The 19,732-nt window shown below is 58.5% G+C and carries 16 protein-coding genes; 3 read left to right on the top strand and 13 right to left on the bottom strand.

Annotation, left to right across the window (positions count from 1 at the left end; translation table 11 throughout):
- Positions 1-7 precede the first annotated feature (7 nt).
- The 13 genes from carB to GM668_RS20640 form a co-directional block, all read right to left on the bottom strand.
- Positions 8-3,226, bottom strand: coding sequence for a carbamoyl-phosphate synthase large subunit (gene carB / locus GM668_RS20700; RefSeq protein WP_155440862.1), 3,219 nt, complete (start codon positions 3,224-3,226; stop codon positions 8-10).
- On the bottom strand, positions 3,227-4,390 hold the full coding sequence (gene carA / locus GM668_RS20695; protein WP_155440861.1) for a glutamine-hydrolyzing carbamoyl-phosphate synthase small subunit: 1,164 nt from the start codon (positions 4,388-4,390) through the stop codon (positions 3,227-3,229).
- A 212-nt stretch (positions 4,391-4,602) separates the two neighbouring features.
- Entirely contained in the window at positions 4,603-5,280 is a 678-nt protein-coding gene (locus tag GM668_RS20690) for a substrate-binding periplasmic protein (RefSeq protein ID WP_155440860.1), read from the bottom strand.
- Positions 5,281-5,329: 49 nt separating this feature from the next.
- Positions 5,330-5,734 (bottom strand): GlcG/HbpS family heme-binding protein, encoded by a 405-nt coding sequence (locus GM668_RS20685; RefSeq protein WP_155440859.1) that lies wholly within the window; start codon positions 5,732-5,734, stop codon positions 5,330-5,332.
- Between the two features lie 80 nt (positions 5,735-5,814).
- Positions 5,815-6,807, bottom strand: a complete 993-nt coding sequence (locus tag GM668_RS20680) for a patatin-like phospholipase family protein (protein ID WP_155440858.1) — start codon at positions 6,805-6,807, stop codon at positions 5,815-5,817.
- Positions 6,808-6,945: 138 nt separating this feature from the next.
- A complete protein-coding gene (gene phoR / locus GM668_RS20675) occupies positions 6,946-8,223 on the bottom strand; it encodes a phosphate regulon sensor histidine kinase PhoR (protein WP_155440857.1) in 1,278 nt (425 codons plus the stop codon).
- Between the two features lie 5 nt (positions 8,224-8,228).
- Positions 8,229-8,921: a phosphate regulon transcriptional regulator PhoB gene (gene phoB, locus GM668_RS20670; RefSeq protein ID WP_155440856.1), complete on the bottom strand. Its 693-nt coding sequence runs from the start codon at positions 8,919-8,921 to the stop codon at positions 8,229-8,231.
- Positions 8,922-8,940: 19 nt separating this feature from the next.
- Positions 8,941-9,642 (bottom strand): phosphate signaling complex protein PhoU, encoded by a 702-nt coding sequence (phoU, locus tag GM668_RS20665; RefSeq protein ID WP_155440855.1) that lies wholly within the window; start codon positions 9,640-9,642, stop codon positions 8,941-8,943.
- Between the two features lie 15 nt (positions 9,643-9,657).
- A complete protein-coding gene (pstB, locus tag GM668_RS20660; protein WP_155440854.1) occupies positions 9,658-10,434 on the bottom strand; it encodes a phosphate ABC transporter ATP-binding protein PstB in 777 nt (258 codons plus the stop codon).
- A 2-nt stretch (positions 10,435-10,436) separates the two neighbouring features.
- A complete protein-coding gene (gene pstA, locus GM668_RS20655) occupies positions 10,437-11,294 on the bottom strand; it encodes a phosphate ABC transporter permease PstA (protein ID WP_155440853.1) in 858 nt (285 codons plus the stop codon).
- Positions 11,294-12,277 carry a phosphate ABC transporter permease subunit PstC gene (pstC, locus tag GM668_RS20650; protein ID WP_229499636.1) on the bottom strand — a complete coding sequence of 328 codons (984 nt, stop codon included), beginning with the start codon at positions 12,275-12,277 and terminating at the stop codon, positions 11,294-11,296. Before pstC ends, pstA begins: the two co-directional genes overlap by 1 nt.
- A 224-nt stretch (positions 12,278-12,501) precedes the next feature.
- The gene (gene pstS / locus GM668_RS20645) at positions 12,502-13,539 is read right to left on the bottom strand and encodes a phosphate ABC transporter substrate-binding protein PstS (RefSeq protein WP_371868743.1); all 1,038 of its coding nucleotides are present in this window, start codon (positions 13,537-13,539) and stop codon (positions 12,502-12,504) included.
- Between the two features lie 305 nt (positions 13,540-13,844).
- Complete coding sequence (locus tag GM668_RS20640; protein ID WP_155440850.1) at positions 13,845-14,891, bottom strand: RNA-guided endonuclease InsQ/TnpB family protein; 1,047 nt, start codon at positions 14,889-14,891, stop codon at positions 13,845-13,847.
- A 122-nt stretch (positions 14,892-15,013) separates the two neighbouring features.
- Between GM668_RS20640 and ppk1 the strand changes: the two genes are divergently transcribed.
- The 3 genes from ppk1 to GM668_RS20625 form a co-directional block, all read left to right on the top strand.
- On the top strand, positions 15,014-17,107 hold the full coding sequence (gene ppk1 / locus GM668_RS20635; RefSeq protein WP_155440849.1) for a polyphosphate kinase 1: 2,094 nt from the start codon (positions 15,014-15,016) through the stop codon (positions 17,105-17,107).
- Positions 17,108-17,130: 23 nt separating this feature from the next.
- On the top strand, positions 17,131-17,598 hold the full coding sequence (sixA, locus tag GM668_RS20630) for a phosphohistidine phosphatase SixA (protein WP_155440848.1): 468 nt from the start codon (positions 17,131-17,133) through the stop codon (positions 17,596-17,598).
- A gap of 953 nt (positions 17,599-18,551) precedes the next feature.
- On the top strand, positions 18,552-19,732 hold a 1,181-nt coding region (locus tag GM668_RS20625), incomplete at its 3' end, for an HlyD family secretion protein (RefSeq protein WP_155440847.1).

Genomic DNA, 19,732 nt, shown 5'->3' with positions numbered 1-19,732 from the left:
AACAGGCTTAGTTTAAAGACTTATGCAGCCCTTGTAAATCGTACACACGCAACTCATCCAGGTGGCGGATGCCGGCCACGGCCGCTTCCGCACCGGCGATCGTCGTGTAGGTGGTCACGCGGGCCGCCAGCGACGACGTACGGATATTACGCGAGTCGTTAATTGCCGAACGCTTTTCTTCCACCGTGTTGATCACCAGCGCGATCTCATGGTTTTTGATCATGTCGACAATGTGCGGACGGCCTTCGGACATCTTGTTAACCGGCGTTACCGGGATACCGGCTGCCGAAATCACGGCCGCAGTACCCTTGGTGGCCACCAGCGAGAAGCCCGCATCGACCAGGTCGCGCGCAACTTTCACGGCGCGCGGCTTGTCGGACGCCTTCACGGACAGGAACACTTTGCCGGACTTCGGCAATTTCACGCCCGCGCCCAGCTGCGACTTCACGAACGCTTCCGCGAACGTCATGCCCACACCCATCACTTCACCGGTCGATTTCATTTCCGGGCCCAGGATGGTGTCCACGCCAGGGAACTTCACGAACGGGAACACGGCTTCCTTGACGCTGTAGTAAGGCGGCACGACTTCTTTCGTGATGCCCTGCTCCGCCAGCGACTGGCCGGCCATGCAGCGTGCGGCGATCTTCGCCAGTTGCAGGCCCGTGGCTTTCGACACGTATGGCACGGTACGCGATGCGCGCGGATTCACTTCCAGCACGTAGACGACGTCTTTGCCATCCTGCTTCTGGATCGCAAACTGCACGTTCATCAGGCCGACCACGTTCAAGCCCTTGGCCATCAGCGCGGTCTGGCGCTTCAGTTCATCGATGGTTTCCTGCGACAGCGAGTACGGCGGCAGCGAGCAGGCGGAGTCGCCCGAGTGCACGCCGGCCTGTTCGATGTGCTCCATCACGCCGCCAATGAAGGTCGACTTGCCGTCCGAGATGCAGTCCACGTCGCACTCGATGGCGTCGTTCAGGAAGCGGTCCAGCAGCACTGGCGAATCGTTCGATACCTTGACGGCTTCGCGCATGTAGCGTTCCAGGTCGCGCTGCTCGTGCACGATTTCCATCGCGCGGCCGCCCAGCACGTACGAAGGACGGACCACCAGCGGGTAGCCGATTTCCTGCGCCAGGCGCAGCGCTTCTTCTTCCGTGCGCGCAGTGCGGTTAGGCGGCTGGCGCAGATCCAGGTCTTGCAGCAGCTTCTGGAAGCGCTCGCGGTCTTCCGCAGCGTCGATCATGTCCGGCGACGTACCGATGATCGGCACGCCATTGGCTTCCAGGTCGAGCGCCAGTTTCAGCGGGGTCTGGCCGCCGTACTGCACGATCACGCCCACTGGTTTTTCCAGGTCGACGATTTCCAGTACGTCTTCCAGCGTCAGCGATTCGAAGTACAGGCGGTCGGACGTATCGTAGTCGGTCGATACGGTTTCCGGGTTGCAGTTGACCATGATGGTCTCGTAGCCGTCTTCGCGCATGGCCAGCGCGGCATGCACGCAGCAATAGTCGAATTCGATACCTTGGCCGATACGGTTCGGGCCACCGCCCAGCACCATGATTTTCTTCTTGTCGGTCGGATTCGATTCGCACTCTTCATCGTACGTGGAATACATGTACGCGGTGTTGGTCGAGAATTCCGCCGCGCACGTATCCACGCGCTTGTACACCGGACGGATGCCCAGTTCACGGCGCTTGTTGCGCACTTCCGTGTCGGTGGTTTGCAGCAGGTAGCCCAGGCGGCGGTCCGAGAAGCCCTTTTGCTTCAACTTGTACAAGGTGTTCTTGTCCAGGTTTTCCAGCTTCTGCGTGTCCAGCCACAGTTCCAGGTCCACGATCTCTTTAATCTGGATCAGGAACCATGGATCGATGTGGGTCAGCGCATGCACTTCATCCAGGGTGAAGCCTTGTGCAAAAGCGTCGCCCACGTACCAGATACGCTCAGGACCTGGCTCGCCCAGTTCCACTTCCAGCGTTTCGCGGTCGATGGTTTTCTGGTTCAAGCCATCGACGCCCACTTCCAGGCCACGCAGGGCTTTCTGGAACGATTCCTGGAACGTGCGGCCCATGGCCATCACTTCACCCACGGATTTCATCTGCGTGGTCAGGCGGTTGTCGGCGGTCGGGAATTTCTCGAACGCGAAGCGCGGCACCTTGGTGACGACGTAGTCGATCGATGGTTCGAACGACGCCGGCGTGGCGCCGCCCGTGATTTCGTTGCGCAGTTCGTCCAGCGTGAAGCCCACGGCCAGTTTCGCGGCAACCTTGGCGATCGGGAAGCCGGTGGCTTTCGATGCCAGCGCCGACGAACGGGACACGCGCGGGTTCATCTCGATGACGATCATGCGGCCGTCTTTCGGGTTGATCGAGAACTGCACGTTGGAGCCGCCCGTATCGACACCGATCTCGCGCAATACCGCCAGACTGGCGTTACGCATAATCTGGTATTCCTTGTCGGTCAGCGTTTGCGCCGGCGCCACGGTGATCGAGTCGCCCGTGTGCACGCCCATCGGGTCCAGGTTTTCAATCGAGCACACGATGATGCAGTTGTCCGCCTTGTCGCGCACCACTTCCATCTCGTACTCTTTCCAGCCAATCAGCGATTCTTCGATCAGCAGTTCCGACGTCGGCGATGCTTCCAGGCCGCGTTTGCAGATGGTTTCGAATTCTTCTTCGTTGTACGCGATACCGCCGCCCGTGCCGCCCATCGTGAACGATGGACGGATAATCATCGGGAAGCCGATTTCACGCTGCACGGCCCACGCCTCGTCCATCGTGTGCGCCACGCCGGAACGTGCCGAACCCAGGCCGATCTTGGTCATCGCATCCTTGAACTTCGAGCGGTCTTCGGCCTTGTCGATGGCTTCCGGCGTCGCGCCGATCAGTTCCACCTTGTATTTATCCAGCACGCCGTGACGGTGCAAGTCGAGTGCGCAGTTCAGCGCAGTCTGGCCGCCCATGGTCGGCAGGATCGCGTCCGGCTTTTCCTTGTCGATGATGCGCTCGACAACTTGCCACGTGATCGGCTCGATGTAGGTGACATCGGCCATTTCCGGGTCGGTCATGATGGTCGCCGGGTTCGAGTTCACCAGGATGACCTTGTAGCCCTCTTCGCGCAGGGCTTTGCAAGCCTGGGCGCCGGAGTAGTCGAATTCGCACGCCTGGCCGATAACAATCGGGCCGGCGCCAATGATCAGGATGCTTTTAATGTCTGTACGTTTTGGCATTTATTTCTTCTCCGCTGCTTCCATCGACGTGATGAAGCGGTCAAACAGGTAGGCGACGTCGGTCGGGCCAGGGGATGCTTCAGGGTGACCCTGGAAGCAGAACGCCGGCGTGTCGGTGCGGGCAAAGCCTTGCAGCGAGCCGTCGAACAGCGACACGTGGGTCACGCGGCAGTTGGCCGGCAAGGTATCCACGTCCACGGCAAAACCGTGGTTTTGCGACGTGATCATTACCTTGCGGCTGTCGAGGTCTTGCACCGGGTGGTTGGCGCCGTGGTGGCCGAATTTCATTTTCAGGGTCTTCGCGCCGGAAGCCAGCGCCAGGATCTGGTGGCCCAGGCAAATACCGAACACCGGCAGCTTTTTATCCAGGAAGACTTTGGTGGCGGCAATTGCGTAGTCGCATGGCTCCGGGTCGCCAGGACCATTCGACAGGAACACGCCGTCCGGGTTCAGGGCCAGCACTTCTTCGGCCGTGGTCTGGGCAGGCACCACGGTGACTTTGCAGCCGCGCTCGGCCAGCATGCGCAAGATGTTGCGCTTGACGCCGAAGTCGTATGCGACCACGTGGAATTTAGGGTTTTCTACCTTGCCGTAGCCTTCACCCAATTTCCATTCGTTTTCCGTCCACTCGTAAGCGGCTTTGACGGAAACGACTTTGGCCAGGTCCATACCGGTCAGGCCAGGGAACGAACGGGCCAGTTCCAGTGCCTGGGCTGCCGATGGCTCATTGCCCTGGGTGCCAGTCAGGATCGCGCCGGATTGGGCGCCTTTTTCACGCAGGATACGGGTCAGCTTGCGGGTGTCGATACCGGCGATGGCAACGATGTTCTCGGCCTTCAGGTAATCGGACAGCGACTGGGTGGAACGGAAATTCGAGGCCAGCAGTGGCAAATCACGGATGATCAAGCCTGCGGCGTGGACTTTGGTGGATTCGACATCTTCCGGGTTGATGCCGTAGTTGCCGATATGGGGATACGTCAGGGTGACGATCTGGCGGCTGTAGCTTGGATCGGTAAGGATTTCCTGGTAACCGGTGATCGAAGTATTGAAAACTACTTCGCCCGTCGTGTGACCGGCGGCGCCGATGGAAAAACCTTTGAAAATAGTTCCGTCAGCAAGAGCCAGAATGGCTGGGACGGCTGGGCCAGAAAAAAATGGCGGCAAGGGCAACTCCTGATAAAGTTACCGTAGCGGCGCCACGTCAGACGAACAGCATGGTAGCCCGGCAGAATTGAACAAATTCGCGAGCTTGCTGATCAGATGAAGATGGATGTGTGAGGTAGGCGCTACGGTCGATGGGTAATTGGCTAAACCTTTGAATTATAACCCAAACCCTGCTTTCCGGCAAGCCACCGTCACACGTTTGTCATGTATCTTCACTCGGAGCCGAGGCGCTGCATGGCGCCGTCCGCACGCATCTTGCGCAGCGCTTCAGCCAGGCGCGGCGCCTGATGCGCATGGTGGTCATTCAAGTAAAGATATAAGGGGATGCGCTCCAGTGGCGGCTGCAATTGCAGCAAACGGGCATCGGCTGCCATCGCTGCTTTCGCCACCGCGTTATGGCGGTCCATTACGGCCACATCGCAGCCGCCGGCGCGCAGCATGCGCAGCATCGACGATTCGTCGCGCAATTCCTGTCGCGGCAGGCCCCGGGTACGCTCTTCCGTCAATTTCAAGCCGCGCCGGATACACACGGTATGGCCGGCCAGCGCTTGCCAGCCCGCCGTCACGTCGAAACGCCGGTAAGTGTACGCAGTAGGAGCATATTGATAGACGGGTTCATCCACGCGGACCAGCGCTGGATAACCTTGCGCCATCACCGTGGTGCGCCCGGCGGCGCCATCGAGATCATACTGGCTGGCTTGCAGCATGCCCCGTTCGGCGGGCATGGCATGGGCTGACACGGTGAGCCCGGCGCGCCGGGCCGCCTCTTCCACCACGGACCACAAGCCTTCGTGCGTGGCGTTATTGGCAATGACGGCCAGCCGCAGTTCGTCCGCGTAGGCGGACACGGGCAACTGGCAGGCTATGACGAGTGCAGTGAGGAACCTCATGCACCCATTCTAGTAGAAAAGCTACGGCCTCGGCCATAGCAAGTTGCAATCAACCGAGGGCGGCAATACCAGCCTTGGCAATTTGCGCATCTTCGTTCGACTTCACGCCCGACACGCCCACCGCCCCCACCACATGGCCATCCACGATGATCGGCACGCCGCCTTCCAGCATGCCTTCCACGCCCGGCGCCGACAGGAACGACGTGCGGCCATTGTTGATCATCTCTTCGTAGATGCGCGATTCGCGGCGGCCGATGGCGGCCGTACGGGCCTTGGCAGGCGCAATCACCGACGACATTGGCGCGGCGCCGTCGAGGCGCTGGAACCACAGCGGGTGGCCGCCGTCATCCACGATGGAGAATGCGACCGCCCACTTATTGGCGACTGCTTCCGCTTCCGCGGCGGCAGCGATTTTCTTCACATCTTCGAGGGTCAGCATGGGTTTGGTTTGCATGGCAGTTTCCTGTGCGTAGTATTGGTTGAATGCGGACGGCAACTGCCCCTGCAGGTGCCGCAAACTTGCGCAGAGCAGGCTTACTGCTCGCGAAGTGCTTTGAGCTTTTGTTTAATTTGCGCCATCACCGCATTGGTGGCGCGCTCACCGGCCTGGATGGCCTTGCTGCGGTTACCGAAATCATTGCCGGCCATCTTGCCCAGCGGCGGCTGGATCACGATGTCGGCTTCTTTCAATTCATATTGGTTGATGCGCTGGCCCATGATGGCAAACGTCTGCATGATGACTTCCAGCGAACTGATGGCGGCCTGCGCTTCCGTCTGCGTGGAAATATTCACGGCAATAATGAAATCAGCGCCCATTTCGCGGGTGAATTTCACTGGCACGGGCGCCACCAGGCCGCCATCAACATACGTATGGCTGCCGATGACCACCGGCTGGAACACGCCCGGTACGGACGAACTGGCGCGTACCGCCATGCCCGTATTACCGCGCTGGAACAGGATCGGCTGGCCGTTTTTCAAATCCGTGGCCACGGCGCCGAAAGGAATCTTGAGTTTTTCAATGGGACGGAAATTCACCGTCTTGTTGACATAGGTTTGCAGCGCTTCGCCTTTCAGCACGCCGGACGATTTGCCGAACAGCGGCATGGCCCAGTCGGAAATCGCCGCCTCATCCATGTCGTACGCCATTTTTTGCAGCGTGGCGGCCGAGTGGCCGGCCGCATAGAGCGCCCCCACGACGCTGCCGGCTGACGTGCCGACCACGATATCCGGCGTAATGCCTTGCGCTTCCAGCGCCTTGATGACGCCGATGTGGGCAAAGCCCCGCGCGGCGCCGCCACCGAGCGCGAGGCCGATCTTGATCTTGCGTGGCGCCGGCGCGGCCGCAACGGGCGCACCCGGGTCGGCCGGCGTGGCATTGGGAGTGGCAGGGTTGGCGACCGGTGTGGTGACAGCCGGCGTGCCGTTGCCCGCCATCGCCGCGGTTGGCGGCGTGTGCGGGACAGTAGTGGCACAACCGCCCAGCGCCAAAGCAGCCAGGGCGGCAATCAACTTGTGTTTCAGGGACATATGACAATCATCGCGGGGTTGAGCCGCGAGATTGTAGCGCAATAGGACAGCGGTGGCTTAAAAATGCCTTACAGCAAACCGGTTAGAACCCCTCAGAACGCCCGTATACCGGGTATATTGATTTACATATAGTTGCAATCAAGCGCCCGGCAAGCTCACTGTAAAACTGCTGCCCTTCCCCGCTTCCGACGTAATCGACAAATTGCCCCCATGCCGCAGCAGCACGTGCTTGACGATGGCCAGTCCCAGCCCCGTGCCCTGTGTCTCGCGCGACCGGCTCTTGTCGACCCGGTAGAAGCGCTCCGTCAGCCGCGAAATATGTTCGGGACTGATGCCGATCCCCGTATCTTCGACGACGAATTGCGCGCCCCGCGACGACCTCTGCCACTTCAAGCGGATCTCGCCCCCGGCCGGCGTATACCGCACGGCATTCGACGCCAGGTTGCCAAAGGCGCTGTGCAATTCATCGGGACTGCCGCTGATATCCGGCCCGTTGACTTCCAGCGAAATCGTATGCTTGCCTGCCGACAGCGCCCGCGCATCGGACAGTACGCGGTCCAGCAATTTCTTCACATCGACCCGCTCGGAACGCAGCGGATGATCGACCGATTCCAGCCGCGACAGCGTCAGCATATCTTCAATCAAATGCTGCATGCGCTGCCCCTGCTCCATCATCAATTTCAAATGCGCGAGCCGGGTAGCAGGATCGAGTTCTTCCGACAGTGCGATTTCCAGGAAGCCGACAATCACCGTCAGCGGCGTACGCAATTCATGCGACGCATTGGCAATAAAGTCGCGCCGCATCATTTCATTGCGCTCGGTTTCCGTCACATCGTGCGTCACGAGAATCTGGCGGCGGTTTTCAAATGGGATGATGTGCACGATCAGCTTGCGCTCGCGGAACGTCAGCGTCAGCGGCTGGTCATAGCGGCCCAGGATGATGTAATCCATGAATTCCGGGCTGCGGATCAAGTTCGTCACACGCATGCCCTTGTCGCGGTCATGGCGCAAGCCCAAATGGGCTTCCGCGGCAGGATTGCACCATTCGAGGAACAGCACGTCGTCCATGATGACGACGCCGTCCGGCAGCAAGTGCATGGCCTGCCGGAAGCGGGCCAGCCACTCCGTCAATTCCTTCTGGTTTTTCTCGTCATCGCGGCGCATGCGGTACAGGCGCGAAAACACCGTGGTCCATTCGCCCCAGCCATCGGGCAAGCGGCCGCTTTGCGGGTCATCCATCCAGAACGACAGTTGCGACAGGTAGCGCAGCTGGACAAACACGATGGTGGCCAACGCCAGCAGCGACACCACCAGCGCCGGCACCATGCCGAACATCCACCACAGCACCCCGCCCCCCACCGCCATGGCCGCCATGCGGATGGCGACCGGCACCCAGAACACCAAATGCGGGTTCATGCGGGTTATGCCTTCTCGGACAGCATGTAGCCGACGCTGCGCACCGTCTTGATCAAGTGTTCCGCCTCTTTCAATGCCTTGCGCAGGCGCAGCACATGTACATCCACTGTGCGCTCCTCAATCACCACGTGGTCGCCCCACACCTTGTCGAGCAGCTGCGAGCGGGAAAACACGCGCTCCGGATGCGCCATGAAGAACTTCAGCAATTTGTATTCCGCGTGGCCGATATCGATTTTCTGGTTATTCATCGATACCGTGCAGCTCACCGGGTCCAAGGTCACCACGCCGGCCGACATCTGGTTTTGCGCATGCTCCGGGCTCTTGCGGCGCAACAGCGCTTTCGAGCGGGCCAGCAATTCACGGGGCGAAAACGGCTTCGTAATGTAATCGTCCGCGCCACTGTTCAAACCCGACAACTTGTCTTCTTCCATGCTTTTCGCCGTCAGCATGATGATCGGGATATCCTGGAACTGGCGGTCGGAACGGATGCGCGACAGCAGGCGCAAACCCGACTGGTCCGGCAGCATCCAGTCCAGCAGCATCAGCTGCGGCGTGCGCTTGGTGATGAAGTCCCACGCATCTTGGACGGTGGATACGGAACAGACATTCCACCCTGCGTCGCGCAGGGAAAAAGTGACCAGCTCGATGATCGCCGGTTCATCTTCCACAATCAATACAGTCGTTTTATCGGATGCCATTGCTCTGTCAAATCAGTTTTTAAGCGTCGTCCTGCACTTGTGGCGCCGGACGCGTGTGGCGGATATCTTTGCCTTCCACCACGTAAATCACGTATTCCGCAATATTCTTTGCATGGTCGCCGATGCGCTCGATGGCTTTGGCCACCCACAGCGTATCGAGCGCGGCCGAGATTGTACGCGGATCCTCCATCATAAACGTAATTAAGTTTCGCATGATGGAACGGAATTCGTGGTCAATCACGGCATCCTGGGCAATCAGCTGCAATGCCTGCTGCTGGTCGCTGCGGGCAAACGCATCGAGCGCATCGTGCAGCATGTCGCTGGTGGCATTGGCAATGCCACGCACCATTTCATAGTGGTTGATGCCGGCCGCGCCGCGCGTATGCAATGCTTTCGCCACGCGGGCGATCTTGGTGGCTTCGTCGCCAATGCGCTCCAGGTCAGTAATCACTTTAATCGTCGCCATCACCGTGCGCAAATCGTTGGCGGTCGGCTGGCGGCGCACGATCAGGTGGCTGCACGCGTCATCGAGCTGCACTTCCAGCTGGTTGACGGTATCGTCTTCACGCATGACTCGCTCGGCGCGCTCCAGGTTGCCGATGCGGAAGCACGTCATCGCATCGAGGAACTGGGTTTCCACAATACCGCCCATCAGCAGCACTTTGGAACGGATTGCCTCCAGTTCCTCGTCGTATTTCTTGGAAGAATGTTCGCCCATCATGTTGTTCTCTCTTTTTTAGCCGAAACGGCCGGTGATGTAGTCTTGCGTTTCTTTACGCGTGGGGTTCATGAAGATCTGGTCCGTCTCGCCGAACTCCACCAATTCGCCCAGGTACATGTACGCCGTATAGTCCGAACAGCGCGCCGCCTGCTGCATGTTGTGGGTCACGATGGCGATCGTGTAATCCTGTTTCAGTTCGCTGATCAATTCTTCGACTTTCGACGTGGAAATCGGGTCCAGCGCGGACGTCGGTTCATCGAGCAGCAGCACATCCGGTTTCACGGCCACGCCGCGTGCGATGCACAGGCGCTGTTGCTGGCCACCCGACAGCGACAGGCCGCTCTTGTTCAGTTTGTCTTTCACTTCGGTCCACAGCGCGGCTTTTTTCAGCGCCCACTCCACGCGCTCATCCATCTCGCCTTTCGACAAGTCTTCATACAGACGCACACCAAACGCGATGTTGTCGTAGATCGACATCGGAAACGGCGTGGGCTTCTGGAATACCATGCCGACTTTCGCGCGCAGCATGTTGACGTCCTGGCCCGGCTCCAGGATGTTGGTGCCGCGGTACATGATGGCGCCTTCCGCACGCTGGCCGGGATACAGGTCATACATGCGGTTCAACGTGCGCAGCAACGTCGATTTGCCGCAGCCCGACGGGCCAATGAACGCCGTCACCTGTTTTTCATGGATGTCGAGGTTGACGTTGTGCAGGCTTTGGGTTTTACCGTAAAAGAAATTCAGGCCCGAAATCTCGATGGTTTTACGCTTGGCAGTCATTTGAGTAGTCATAATTATTTAGGCGCCTTTTGGGCAAACAGGGTGCGCGACAAGATGTTCAGGCCCAGCACGCTGAAGGTCACCAGCAGTGCACCGCCCCACGCCAGCGAGCGCCAGTTGTCGTACGGGCTCATGGCAAACTGGTAGATCACGTAGGGCAAGTTGGCCATCGGCTTGTTCATGTCGGCATTGAAGAATTGGTTGTTCAGCGCCGTGAACAGCAGCGGCGCGGTTTCGCCGGAGATGCGGGCCACGGCCAGCAACACGCCCGTGATCACACCGGCTTTGACAGCGCGCAGGCGCACCGTCATCGATACTTTCCAGCGTGGCGCGCCCAATGCGTAAGCAGCTTCCAGCAAGCCGTTCGGCACCAGTTTCAGCATATTGTCGGTGGTGCGGACCACGACTGGCACGGCAATCAGCGACAGCGCCACGGAACCTGCATAACCCGAGAAGTGCTTGACGTTGGCCACGTACAGCGCGTACACGAACAGGCCGATGACGATCGATGGCGCCGACAGCATGATGTCGGTGACGAAGCGGGTCAGTTGCGCCAGCTTGCTTTGCTCGCCATATTCGGCCAGGTAGATGCCGGCCAGGATGCCGACCGGCGTGGAAATCACGGTGGATAGCACCACCATCATCAGGCTGCCGGCAATCGCATTCCACAAGCCGCCGCCTTCGCTGCCTGGCGCCGGCGTGGTTTGCGTGAACATATTGATGGACAGCGCGGAAAAACCGTTGATCAGCAAAGTGGCCAGGATCCACAGCAGGAAAATCAGGCCGGCCGACATGGCCATCACGGACAGCGCGATGCCGGCACGGTGCGCCAGCAGGCGCTTGCGGTACACAGGATTCATGACAGTATTCATTATTTGACACCTTCTTTGCGGGACATGCCCAGCAACATCAGCTTGGCGGACGACAGGACGATCAGCGTGATGATGAACAGGATCAGCGCCAGCGCGTACAGCGACGATACGTGCAGCGGGGATTCCGCTTCCGCGAATTCATTGGCCAGCACGGAAGCGATACTGTTACCGGCAGCGAACAGCGACCACGACAGCTTGTTCGCGTTACCGATGACGAACGTGACGGCCATGGTTTCACCCAGCGCGCGGCCCAGTCCCAGCATGACGCCGCCGACCACGCCATTCTTCGTGTACGGCAGCACGACCTTGCGCACCACTTCCCAGCGCGTGCAGCCCAGGCCATAGGCGGATTCTTTCAGCACGGCCGGTACGATTTCAAACACGTCGCGCATGACGGACGAAATGAACGGGATGATCATGACAGACAAGATCACGCCGGCAGTCAGGATGCCGATGCCCATGGCCGGGCCGCTGAACAGTGCGCCAATGAACGGCACCTGGCCCAAGGTGGCTTTCAGCGCCGGCTGCACATAGTCGGCAAACAGCGGCGCAAACACGAACAAGCCCCACATGCCGTAAATAATCGATGGCACGCCGGCCAGCAATTCAATCGCCGTACCCAGCGGGCGGCGCAGCCAGACCGGGCAAATTTCCGTCAAAAACAGGGCGATGCCGAAGCTGACGGGGAACGCGATCAGCAGCGCGATACCTGCCGTCGCCAGCGTGCCGACAATGGCAATCAATGCGCCAAACTGGTCGTTGACGGGATCCCACTCGATGGTGGTGATGAAGCCGGGACCGAAGTGTTTCAGGGCTGGAATCGCGCCCAGCACCAGGGAGATGATGATGCCGACCAGGACCAGCAAGACGGAAACGGCAAATGCCATCGTGATCTTGTGGAAGATGGCGTCCTGCATGCGCTGCTTGCGCATGATGGACATCATGGCCTGGGGCGACACGGTGCTGTTCGAGGATTCCGACATGGGTGGAATGGTCGCTGAGGAGAGTTCTGCGCTCATGGTGGATTTCTTATCGTTATGGGGCTGGCCGGGACTGCCGCCGCGTATTCATCGCAGCAGCCCTGGGTAGCCTCAGAAACCGTGGGCTGGCTTGGCGGATTACGCGGCGTTGCCGCTAATCCGCCCTACAGCACGCATCGCTTGCCGTAGGGTGGATTAGCGCAACGCGCGTAATCCACCATTTTTGATTAGTAGATCGCCTTGCCCGACGCGTCTTTCAGGTTGGCTTTCCACGATTCCTGCACCAGTTTCACCACGTTGGCCGGCATCGGCACGTAGTCCAGGTCCGCAGCGGCGGCGCCACCGTTTTTGTAGGCCCAGTCGAAGAACTTCACGACTTCCTTGCCTTTGGCCGCGTCAGCCTGGGTTTTGTGCATCAGGATGAACGATACGCCGGTGATTGGCCACGAAGCTTTGCCTGGCTGGTCGGTCAGCACGACGCCGAAGCCCGGGGTCTTGGCCCAGTCGGCGTTCACCGCCGCGGCCTTGAAGTTGTCATCATCCGGCTGGACGAACTGGCCATCCTTGTTTTTCAAGGCGGTATGCGCCATCTTGTTTTTCTTGGCGTACGCCCATTCCACGTAGCCGATCGCACCTTTGATACGCTGCACGTTGGCAGCTACGCCTTCGTTGCCTTTGCCGCCCACGCCCACCACCCACTTCACTGCGGTACCTGCGCCGACCTTGGTTTTAAAATCGGCAGACGTTTTCGACAGGTAATCGGTGAACAGGAACGACGTGCCGGAACCGTCGGCACGGTGCACCACCGTGATTTCTTCCGCCGGCAGCTTCAGGCCGCCGTTCAGCGCCGCGATTTCCGGCGCATTCCACTTGGTGATCTTGCCCAGGTAAATGTCAGCGATCACCGGGCCGGTCAGTTTCAGTGCGCCTGGCGCCACGCCGTCCAGGTTCACCACGGTGACGACGCCGCCCATGATGGCCGGGAATTGCGTCAAGCCTTCCGCTTCCAGATCTTCGCCTTTCAGCGGGCTGTCCGTTGCGCCGAAGTCAACGGTCTTGGCTTTGATTTGTTTGATGCCGGCGGAAGAACCAACGGACTGGTAGTTCAAGCCATTGCCGGTTGCCGCCTTGTACGCTTCCGCCCACTTTGCGTAGATCGGATAAGGGAACGTTGCGCCTGCGCCGGTCATGTCGGCGGCGGTTGCAGTGGAGAAAGCCACGGCAGCCGAAGCGCCTACGACCAGGGAGGTGAACAACTGTTTCATGCGCATATCTAGTCCTTTGAGGGTTGTGACGTGGTTTAGATGCTGCGCAGTCTATCGGCCGAATATGACACCTTTATGACATGACTAAAATTAAATGACTTACCCCGTCCCCAGAGTGAAAACCGCCCTTTTCCCACTCACTGTCATACGATTTATGACATGTCATATGTCACGGAAGTCATGGTTTTGTCATGAAGTCGTCACAATTGACAATTAAGCTACGGCAACCCTTCGATCGGACTAGAATCGGGGATAGAATTAATTATCTGTAAAGAATGCGTGACCACCTTGACGTCCTCTCCGCCCTAAAGGACGGAGATTCCTGCTACCGGCGTCGCACGTCCGCGACGGAGAATGTTTATCGCAGCATTGAGATCACGATCATGTACGGCACCGCAATCACTACACTGCCATTCTCTTATTCCAAGGTCTGCGATACCTTTCGGCCTCGTTTCGGGCTTGGAGCCGCAATTCGAGCAGATCTGGGTGGTGAATCGTTCGCCCACTTCTTCAAAGATGGCGCCATGCTTAACAGCCTTGTACGCCAGTTGAGTACGAAGTGTCGACCAGCCCGCGTCCAATACCGACTTCGCCATACTGGTTTTGGCGAGGCCCGCCGCGTTCACGTTGCCGACCACGATGTGGTCGAACTCGCGCACCAGGCGGGTGGACAATTTGTGAAGAAAGTCATGCCGGCGATTCGCTGTCCTGGCATGGATGGCTTGAACGCGCCGCTTCTTGTGGGCGCGCTGGGCAATGGCCAGCGCCAGTTCTGCTTCTCGGTAAAAGTTGGGGGCAGGTATCGATTCGCCGGAAGTCAGCTTGGCCAAGTCTTGCAACCCCAGATCGATGCCAACCCGCTGCATGGGCGCTCTGGTTGGCGGCGCCGCCAACTCAAGCACAATGTTCAGGAACCAATTGCCTCGGCGGTCACGGGAAAAGTTGGTGCCGTCGACAATTTTGCCTTCCGGCAGAGGGCGAGAGTAAAACACGCGGAATGTATTGCCTGCGAAGCGAAACGCATTTCCTTCGCGCTTCAGTTCACGCCCCTTCAGGGGCACCCAGCCCAGCGATTTGCAGCCACGGTAACGCAGGTAGGGCCGGTTGGATTGTTTGCGCGACTTGGCGTATTGCTGGCAGACGTCGTTAATCGTGCCGGAATGCAGCCCAAGTTCCTTGCTGCACCCGGTGGCCAGATTGATCAAGTCAAATCCGGTGTGCCAGCGGCGATTAAAGCGCAACGCATCCTTCTGCCTGTCATTGCAGAAATTCCAGACGAAATTCACCTTCCGGGCCTGCTGATTGAGCAGGCCGGTCTGGGATTTGACGCGGTATCGAAAGACCAAGTTCATCCCCCTTTGACAAAGCGGGGTGGAATTTGTTCCCCATTTAACCGAAAGATAGTTCGGCGGCTGTGCCGCCAGCTCGTTTCACTCTCCGCCCTGAAGGGCAGAGTTTCTCGGAGCAAAACCTGATGAAGCCTGATCTGCGTGCGGAAACCAACAAGCACGGGATCTTCCTGGACCGCGAGCTGTCACAACTGGCGTTCAACCGCCGCGTGATGGCCCAGGCCGAAGACCCGACCATTCCCCTGCTCGAACGCTTGCGCTACTTATGTATCGTCAGCAGCAACCTCGACGAATTCTTTGAAGTCCGCGTGGCCAGCTTGCTGGCGGCAGCCAGCGTGGATGGCACGCTGGATGAACATCCGGCGCTGGCAGCGAACTTGAAACGGATTTGTGACGAGTGCCATGAGCTGGTGAAACAGCAATATGACATCTTGAATGCAGAAGTATTACCGCAGTTACAGGCAGCAGGCGTCCACATCCTGCGCCACACGCAGCGCAATGAAAAGCAGCGCGCATGGGTCAAAGATTATTTTGAACGCGAAGTCCGCCCCCTCCTCACGCCGATCGCGCTCGACCCGGCCCACCCTTTCCCGCAAGTCGTCAACAAGAGCTTGAATTTCATCGTGCAATTAAGCGGCAAGGATGCGTTTGGCCGCGGCACGGCAATTGCCATAGTGAAGGCGCCCCGCGTGCTGCCGCGCGTGGTCCGGCTGCCCGATGAATTAAACGACGAAGGCGGCGTGTCGTTCTGCCTGCTGTCATCCATCATCCACGCGCACATTTCCGACTTGTTTGCCGGCCGCGACGTGATCGCGTATTCGCAATTCCGGGTCACGCGCGATTCCGACCTGTGGGTCGATGAAGATGAAGTCAAGAACTTGCGTCAGGCATTGAAAGGCGAATTGCAGGGCCGCCAGTTCGGCACGTCCGTGCGGCTGGAAGTGGCCAAGAATTGCCCGCCTGAGTTGTCGCAATTCTTGCTGGACCAGTTCAACCTGGACCAGTCGCGCCTGTACCGCGTGGACGGCCCCGTCAACATGGTGCGCCTGACGGAAATCATCAACCACGTGCACATGCCGGAACTGCGCTTCCCGCCTTACCTGCCGGGCTCCGCTTCCAAAGCTGCCAACATTGACTTGTTTGCCACGCTGCGCGAACAGGATATCTTGCTGCACCACCCGTACCAGTCGTTCCAGACCGTGATCGACTTCATCCGCGCCGCCGCCCATGACCCGAGCGTGGTGGCCATCAAGCAGACTGTCTACCGCACGGGGATGAATTCGGATTTGATGGAGTCGCTGATCGTGGCGGCCCATGCGGGCAAGGAAGTCACCGTGGTGGTGGAATTGATGGCGCGCTTCGATGAAGAAGCCAATATCAATTGGGCCGACAAGCTGGAACAGGCTGGCGCGCAAGTCGTGTATGGCGTGGTGGGCTTGAAGACCCACGCGAAAATCGCGCTGGTGCTGCGCCGCGAAGATGGCGGCCTGCGCTATTACGCCCACCTGGGTACGGGGAACTACCACCCGACCACGACCAAGCTGTACACGGACTTTGGCCTGTTGACCAGCAACCCGGACCTGGGACGCGACGTCAATGAAGTATTCATGCACTTGACCAGCCTGGCCAAGCCGCAAAAGCTGACCCATTTGTGGCTGGCGCCGTTCGCACTGCAGAATGAGATAATCAAGGCGATCCGCAATGAAGCCAAGATTGCCCGTTCAGGCCGCCCGGCCCGCATTATTGGCAAGATGAATGCGCTGGTGGATGAATCCGTGATCCGCGCGCTGTATGCGGCGTCCAAGGATGGCGTCAAGATTGATTTGATCGTCCGCGGCGCATGCACGTTGAAGCCTGGCGTGCCGGGCCTGTCGGACAATATCAAAGTGCGCTCCATCATTGGCCGCTTCCTGGAACACAGCCGGATTTATTACTTCCGCAACGACCTGGCGCACGACGTGTACCTGGCCAGCGCGGACTGGATGAGCCGCAACCTGTTCCGCCGCGTCGAAGTCGCGTTCCCCGTGCTGGACCGCTCGCTGAAACGACGCGTGATTGCGGAAGGCTTGAATCCTTACCTGAAGGACAACACCAACGCGTGGGACCTGGAGCCAACCGGGCACTATGTACGCCGCAAGGCACGAGGCAAGCAAGGCCATTACAGCGCCCAGGCCCACTTGATGCAAACTTTGGGCGCACCGGATGCAGGCACCCCGTGAGGCTCGCGATGAAGGGGAAAAAGATGGACTTGATCTTATGGCGCCACGCTGAAGCGGAAGAAGCCGCGCCCGGCCAGCCGGACCTGGAACGGGCGCTGACGACGAAAGGCCAGAAGCAGGCACGGCGCATGGGCCAGTGGCTGGATTCGCAACTGCCGGACAGTTGCCGCATCCTGTCCAGCCCGGCGCTGCGCACGGTGCAGACTGCTGAAGGTTTGGGCCGCAAATACAAGATCCACCCTGACCTGGCGCCGGATGCCGACCCCACCGATATCCTGCAAGCGGCCAACTGGCCGGCATCGAAGGAAACCGTGCTGATCGTGGGCCACCAGCCCACGCTGGGCCAGGCGGCGGCCCTGTTGATGACGGGTGAAGACCGCGACTGGGATATCAAAAAAGGCAGCGCGTGGTGGTTTTCCCAGCGCGAGCCGGGCAATCCAGACAGCCTGTACTTAAAGGCAGTGATGGCGGCAGACCTGGTCACCAAATAGCATTGCGCTATCTACGCAACAGCCGAGTGCCTGCCTCTTGAAAAGTGACTGCTGCCTGCTAAAGTTTAGTTGTATCAACTCTAGGGAGCAGCCGCCACCGCGGTTGAAACAACATGTTTACCCTGCTCACCATCGGTATCTTTGGCGCGATGATTGGTTTGATCGCTTTTGAAATCGTCCAGGAATCCCGAGGGAGTCACAACAAGCTGACTGACCGCTATCACGAATAGCCCCGCGCTTCTTCGGAAGCCCCGGCGCCTGCATCGCACCGTTTTTAACGGGGCGTGAAGCAGGCGTCTTTTATTTTGGGCTAGACACTATGCGCGCCCACCTGAAGTTTGCCTTGGGCCCGCCAGTCATGCGGTGCGTAAGCGAGATGCCGAGCAGCGTTCTGCTCACAACTCTGGCCGTGATGGTCATTTGCAGCGCCATCCAAACGTGTGCCGGCGCGTCACACTATTTCGGCAGCAATATGACATGCAGGTCTTGCTGCACTGCCAAGTCATAGGCAACGTAGTGAGAGGAATACGCAGCATTCAGATGGCAAGGTCATGGCGGTAAGCACCAATGGTTTCCGCCCGCGCTAGTCCGTCATTGAACACTACGGCGTGCACCAAGCCCGGCTTCCGGTCGTGCGCAGCATCCCCGGCAAGATAGTCAAGGCTTGCGCGTCTTTCGCCGACTGGAAATCTATTTACAGATCACGGCCCCATTCTATCTACTCCAAGCTTCAATCTGATCCTTCGCTTATCCGTTTTCTCAGGCATAAAAGCGCACAAAAAATTTTCAAATAAGAACTTTTTTGCGTATTAGCAATATTAGATTTTCCACCCGAACAATACTTCCCTGAAGGGCTTGCCCTTTCTTACGCGTCTCTAATAGTTGACATTGGGTAAACGTGCTCTTCGAATAGCACTAGCGCTTTCATTCAAAGCTATGGCAGGAATATATTTATGCCGGAAAACATTCGCTCACAGTCGCTCGACCAGCAAAGCTTGCCGCTGTTCCGCAATCAAGCGATAACGGCAAGAAGCGATCATTTTTTCGGGCCGATACGAACAGCCCAACCTTTATCAGCTTGGCTGGTTGCTTGTGCCTCCAGCTTGATCGCATCAGGATTGATTGCCTTTATCGTACTGGGCAGCGTAACAAAAAAAGCTCGTGTATCCGGCATTACAGTGCCAGTCGGAGGCAGTATAACCATTATTGCGCCCAACACTGGACTACTAGCTCATGCCCTTTTAGCAGAAGGCCAATTCGTCAATGCGGGGCAGACCCTGTTTGAACTTTCAACCGAGCGCCAAGGCAGGCAAGGAGAAATTGCCGGTCTAGTCGAACAGCAGCTAATCATCCGTCAGCATTCCCTCGACACCGAGCGACGCGCACGCAGAGCGCAGGACAACGACAAGCGCACTGCCTTGGCTGAGCGACTTAGAAATAATCTAAGTGAGATGGCAAGTTTGGAACAAGAAATTAGTTTAGCCAAACGGAGGCTTGGCATGGCTCAGCAAACGGTAGAAAAATTCCAGCTGCTGCAAGCCAGTGGATATGTCTCGCAAGCGCAGACTCAGCAAAAGCAAGAAGAGCACATCGATCTCGACTTGCATATCACAGGATTGGAGCGAGCGAAAGCGCAGCTGCAGGCTAACCGCCTTACGCTTGAAGCAGAACACAGGGCGCTGAAAGAAACACTCGCCGCCGATCTGGCGCAACTAGTGCGCAGTGAAGCGAGCCTTCAGCAAGAACTAATTGAAAACCAAAACCGTAAGACCACTTTGATCACCGCTCCCCAACCCGGGGTCCTAACCACAATTACATATCACCCGGGCCAAGTTGTTAATGCCGGGCAGGCGCTAGCGACTTTGATCCCAACGACTTTACCGCGAGCCCTTGCGCCAGATGCATTAGAGGTCCATCTCTTCGCTCCTAGCCGCACAGCAGGTTTCGTCCAAGCTGGTCAACCAGTCCTAATCCGCTACCAATCTTACCCCTATCAAAAATTCGGCCTTGTTGCGCGCGGAGTAAAAATGAGCCACTTCGCGCAAAGTAAAACTGAGCCACTTTTTTGTAAAGTCAGGTCTTTTGCGCGAGACCTGAGTGCTACACAAGGAAGAGTGGATGGAAATACATGTGC

It is taken from the genome of Pseudoduganella ginsengisoli (assembly GCF_009720865.1).
In the GTDB taxonomy this organism is placed as follows: domain Bacteria; phylum Pseudomonadota; class Gammaproteobacteria; order Burkholderiales; family Burkholderiaceae_D; genus Rugamonas; species Rugamonas ginsengisoli.
The sequence above is the reverse complement of the archived record's forward strand: the minus strand, read 5'-3'. Positions and strand labels throughout refer to the sequence as shown.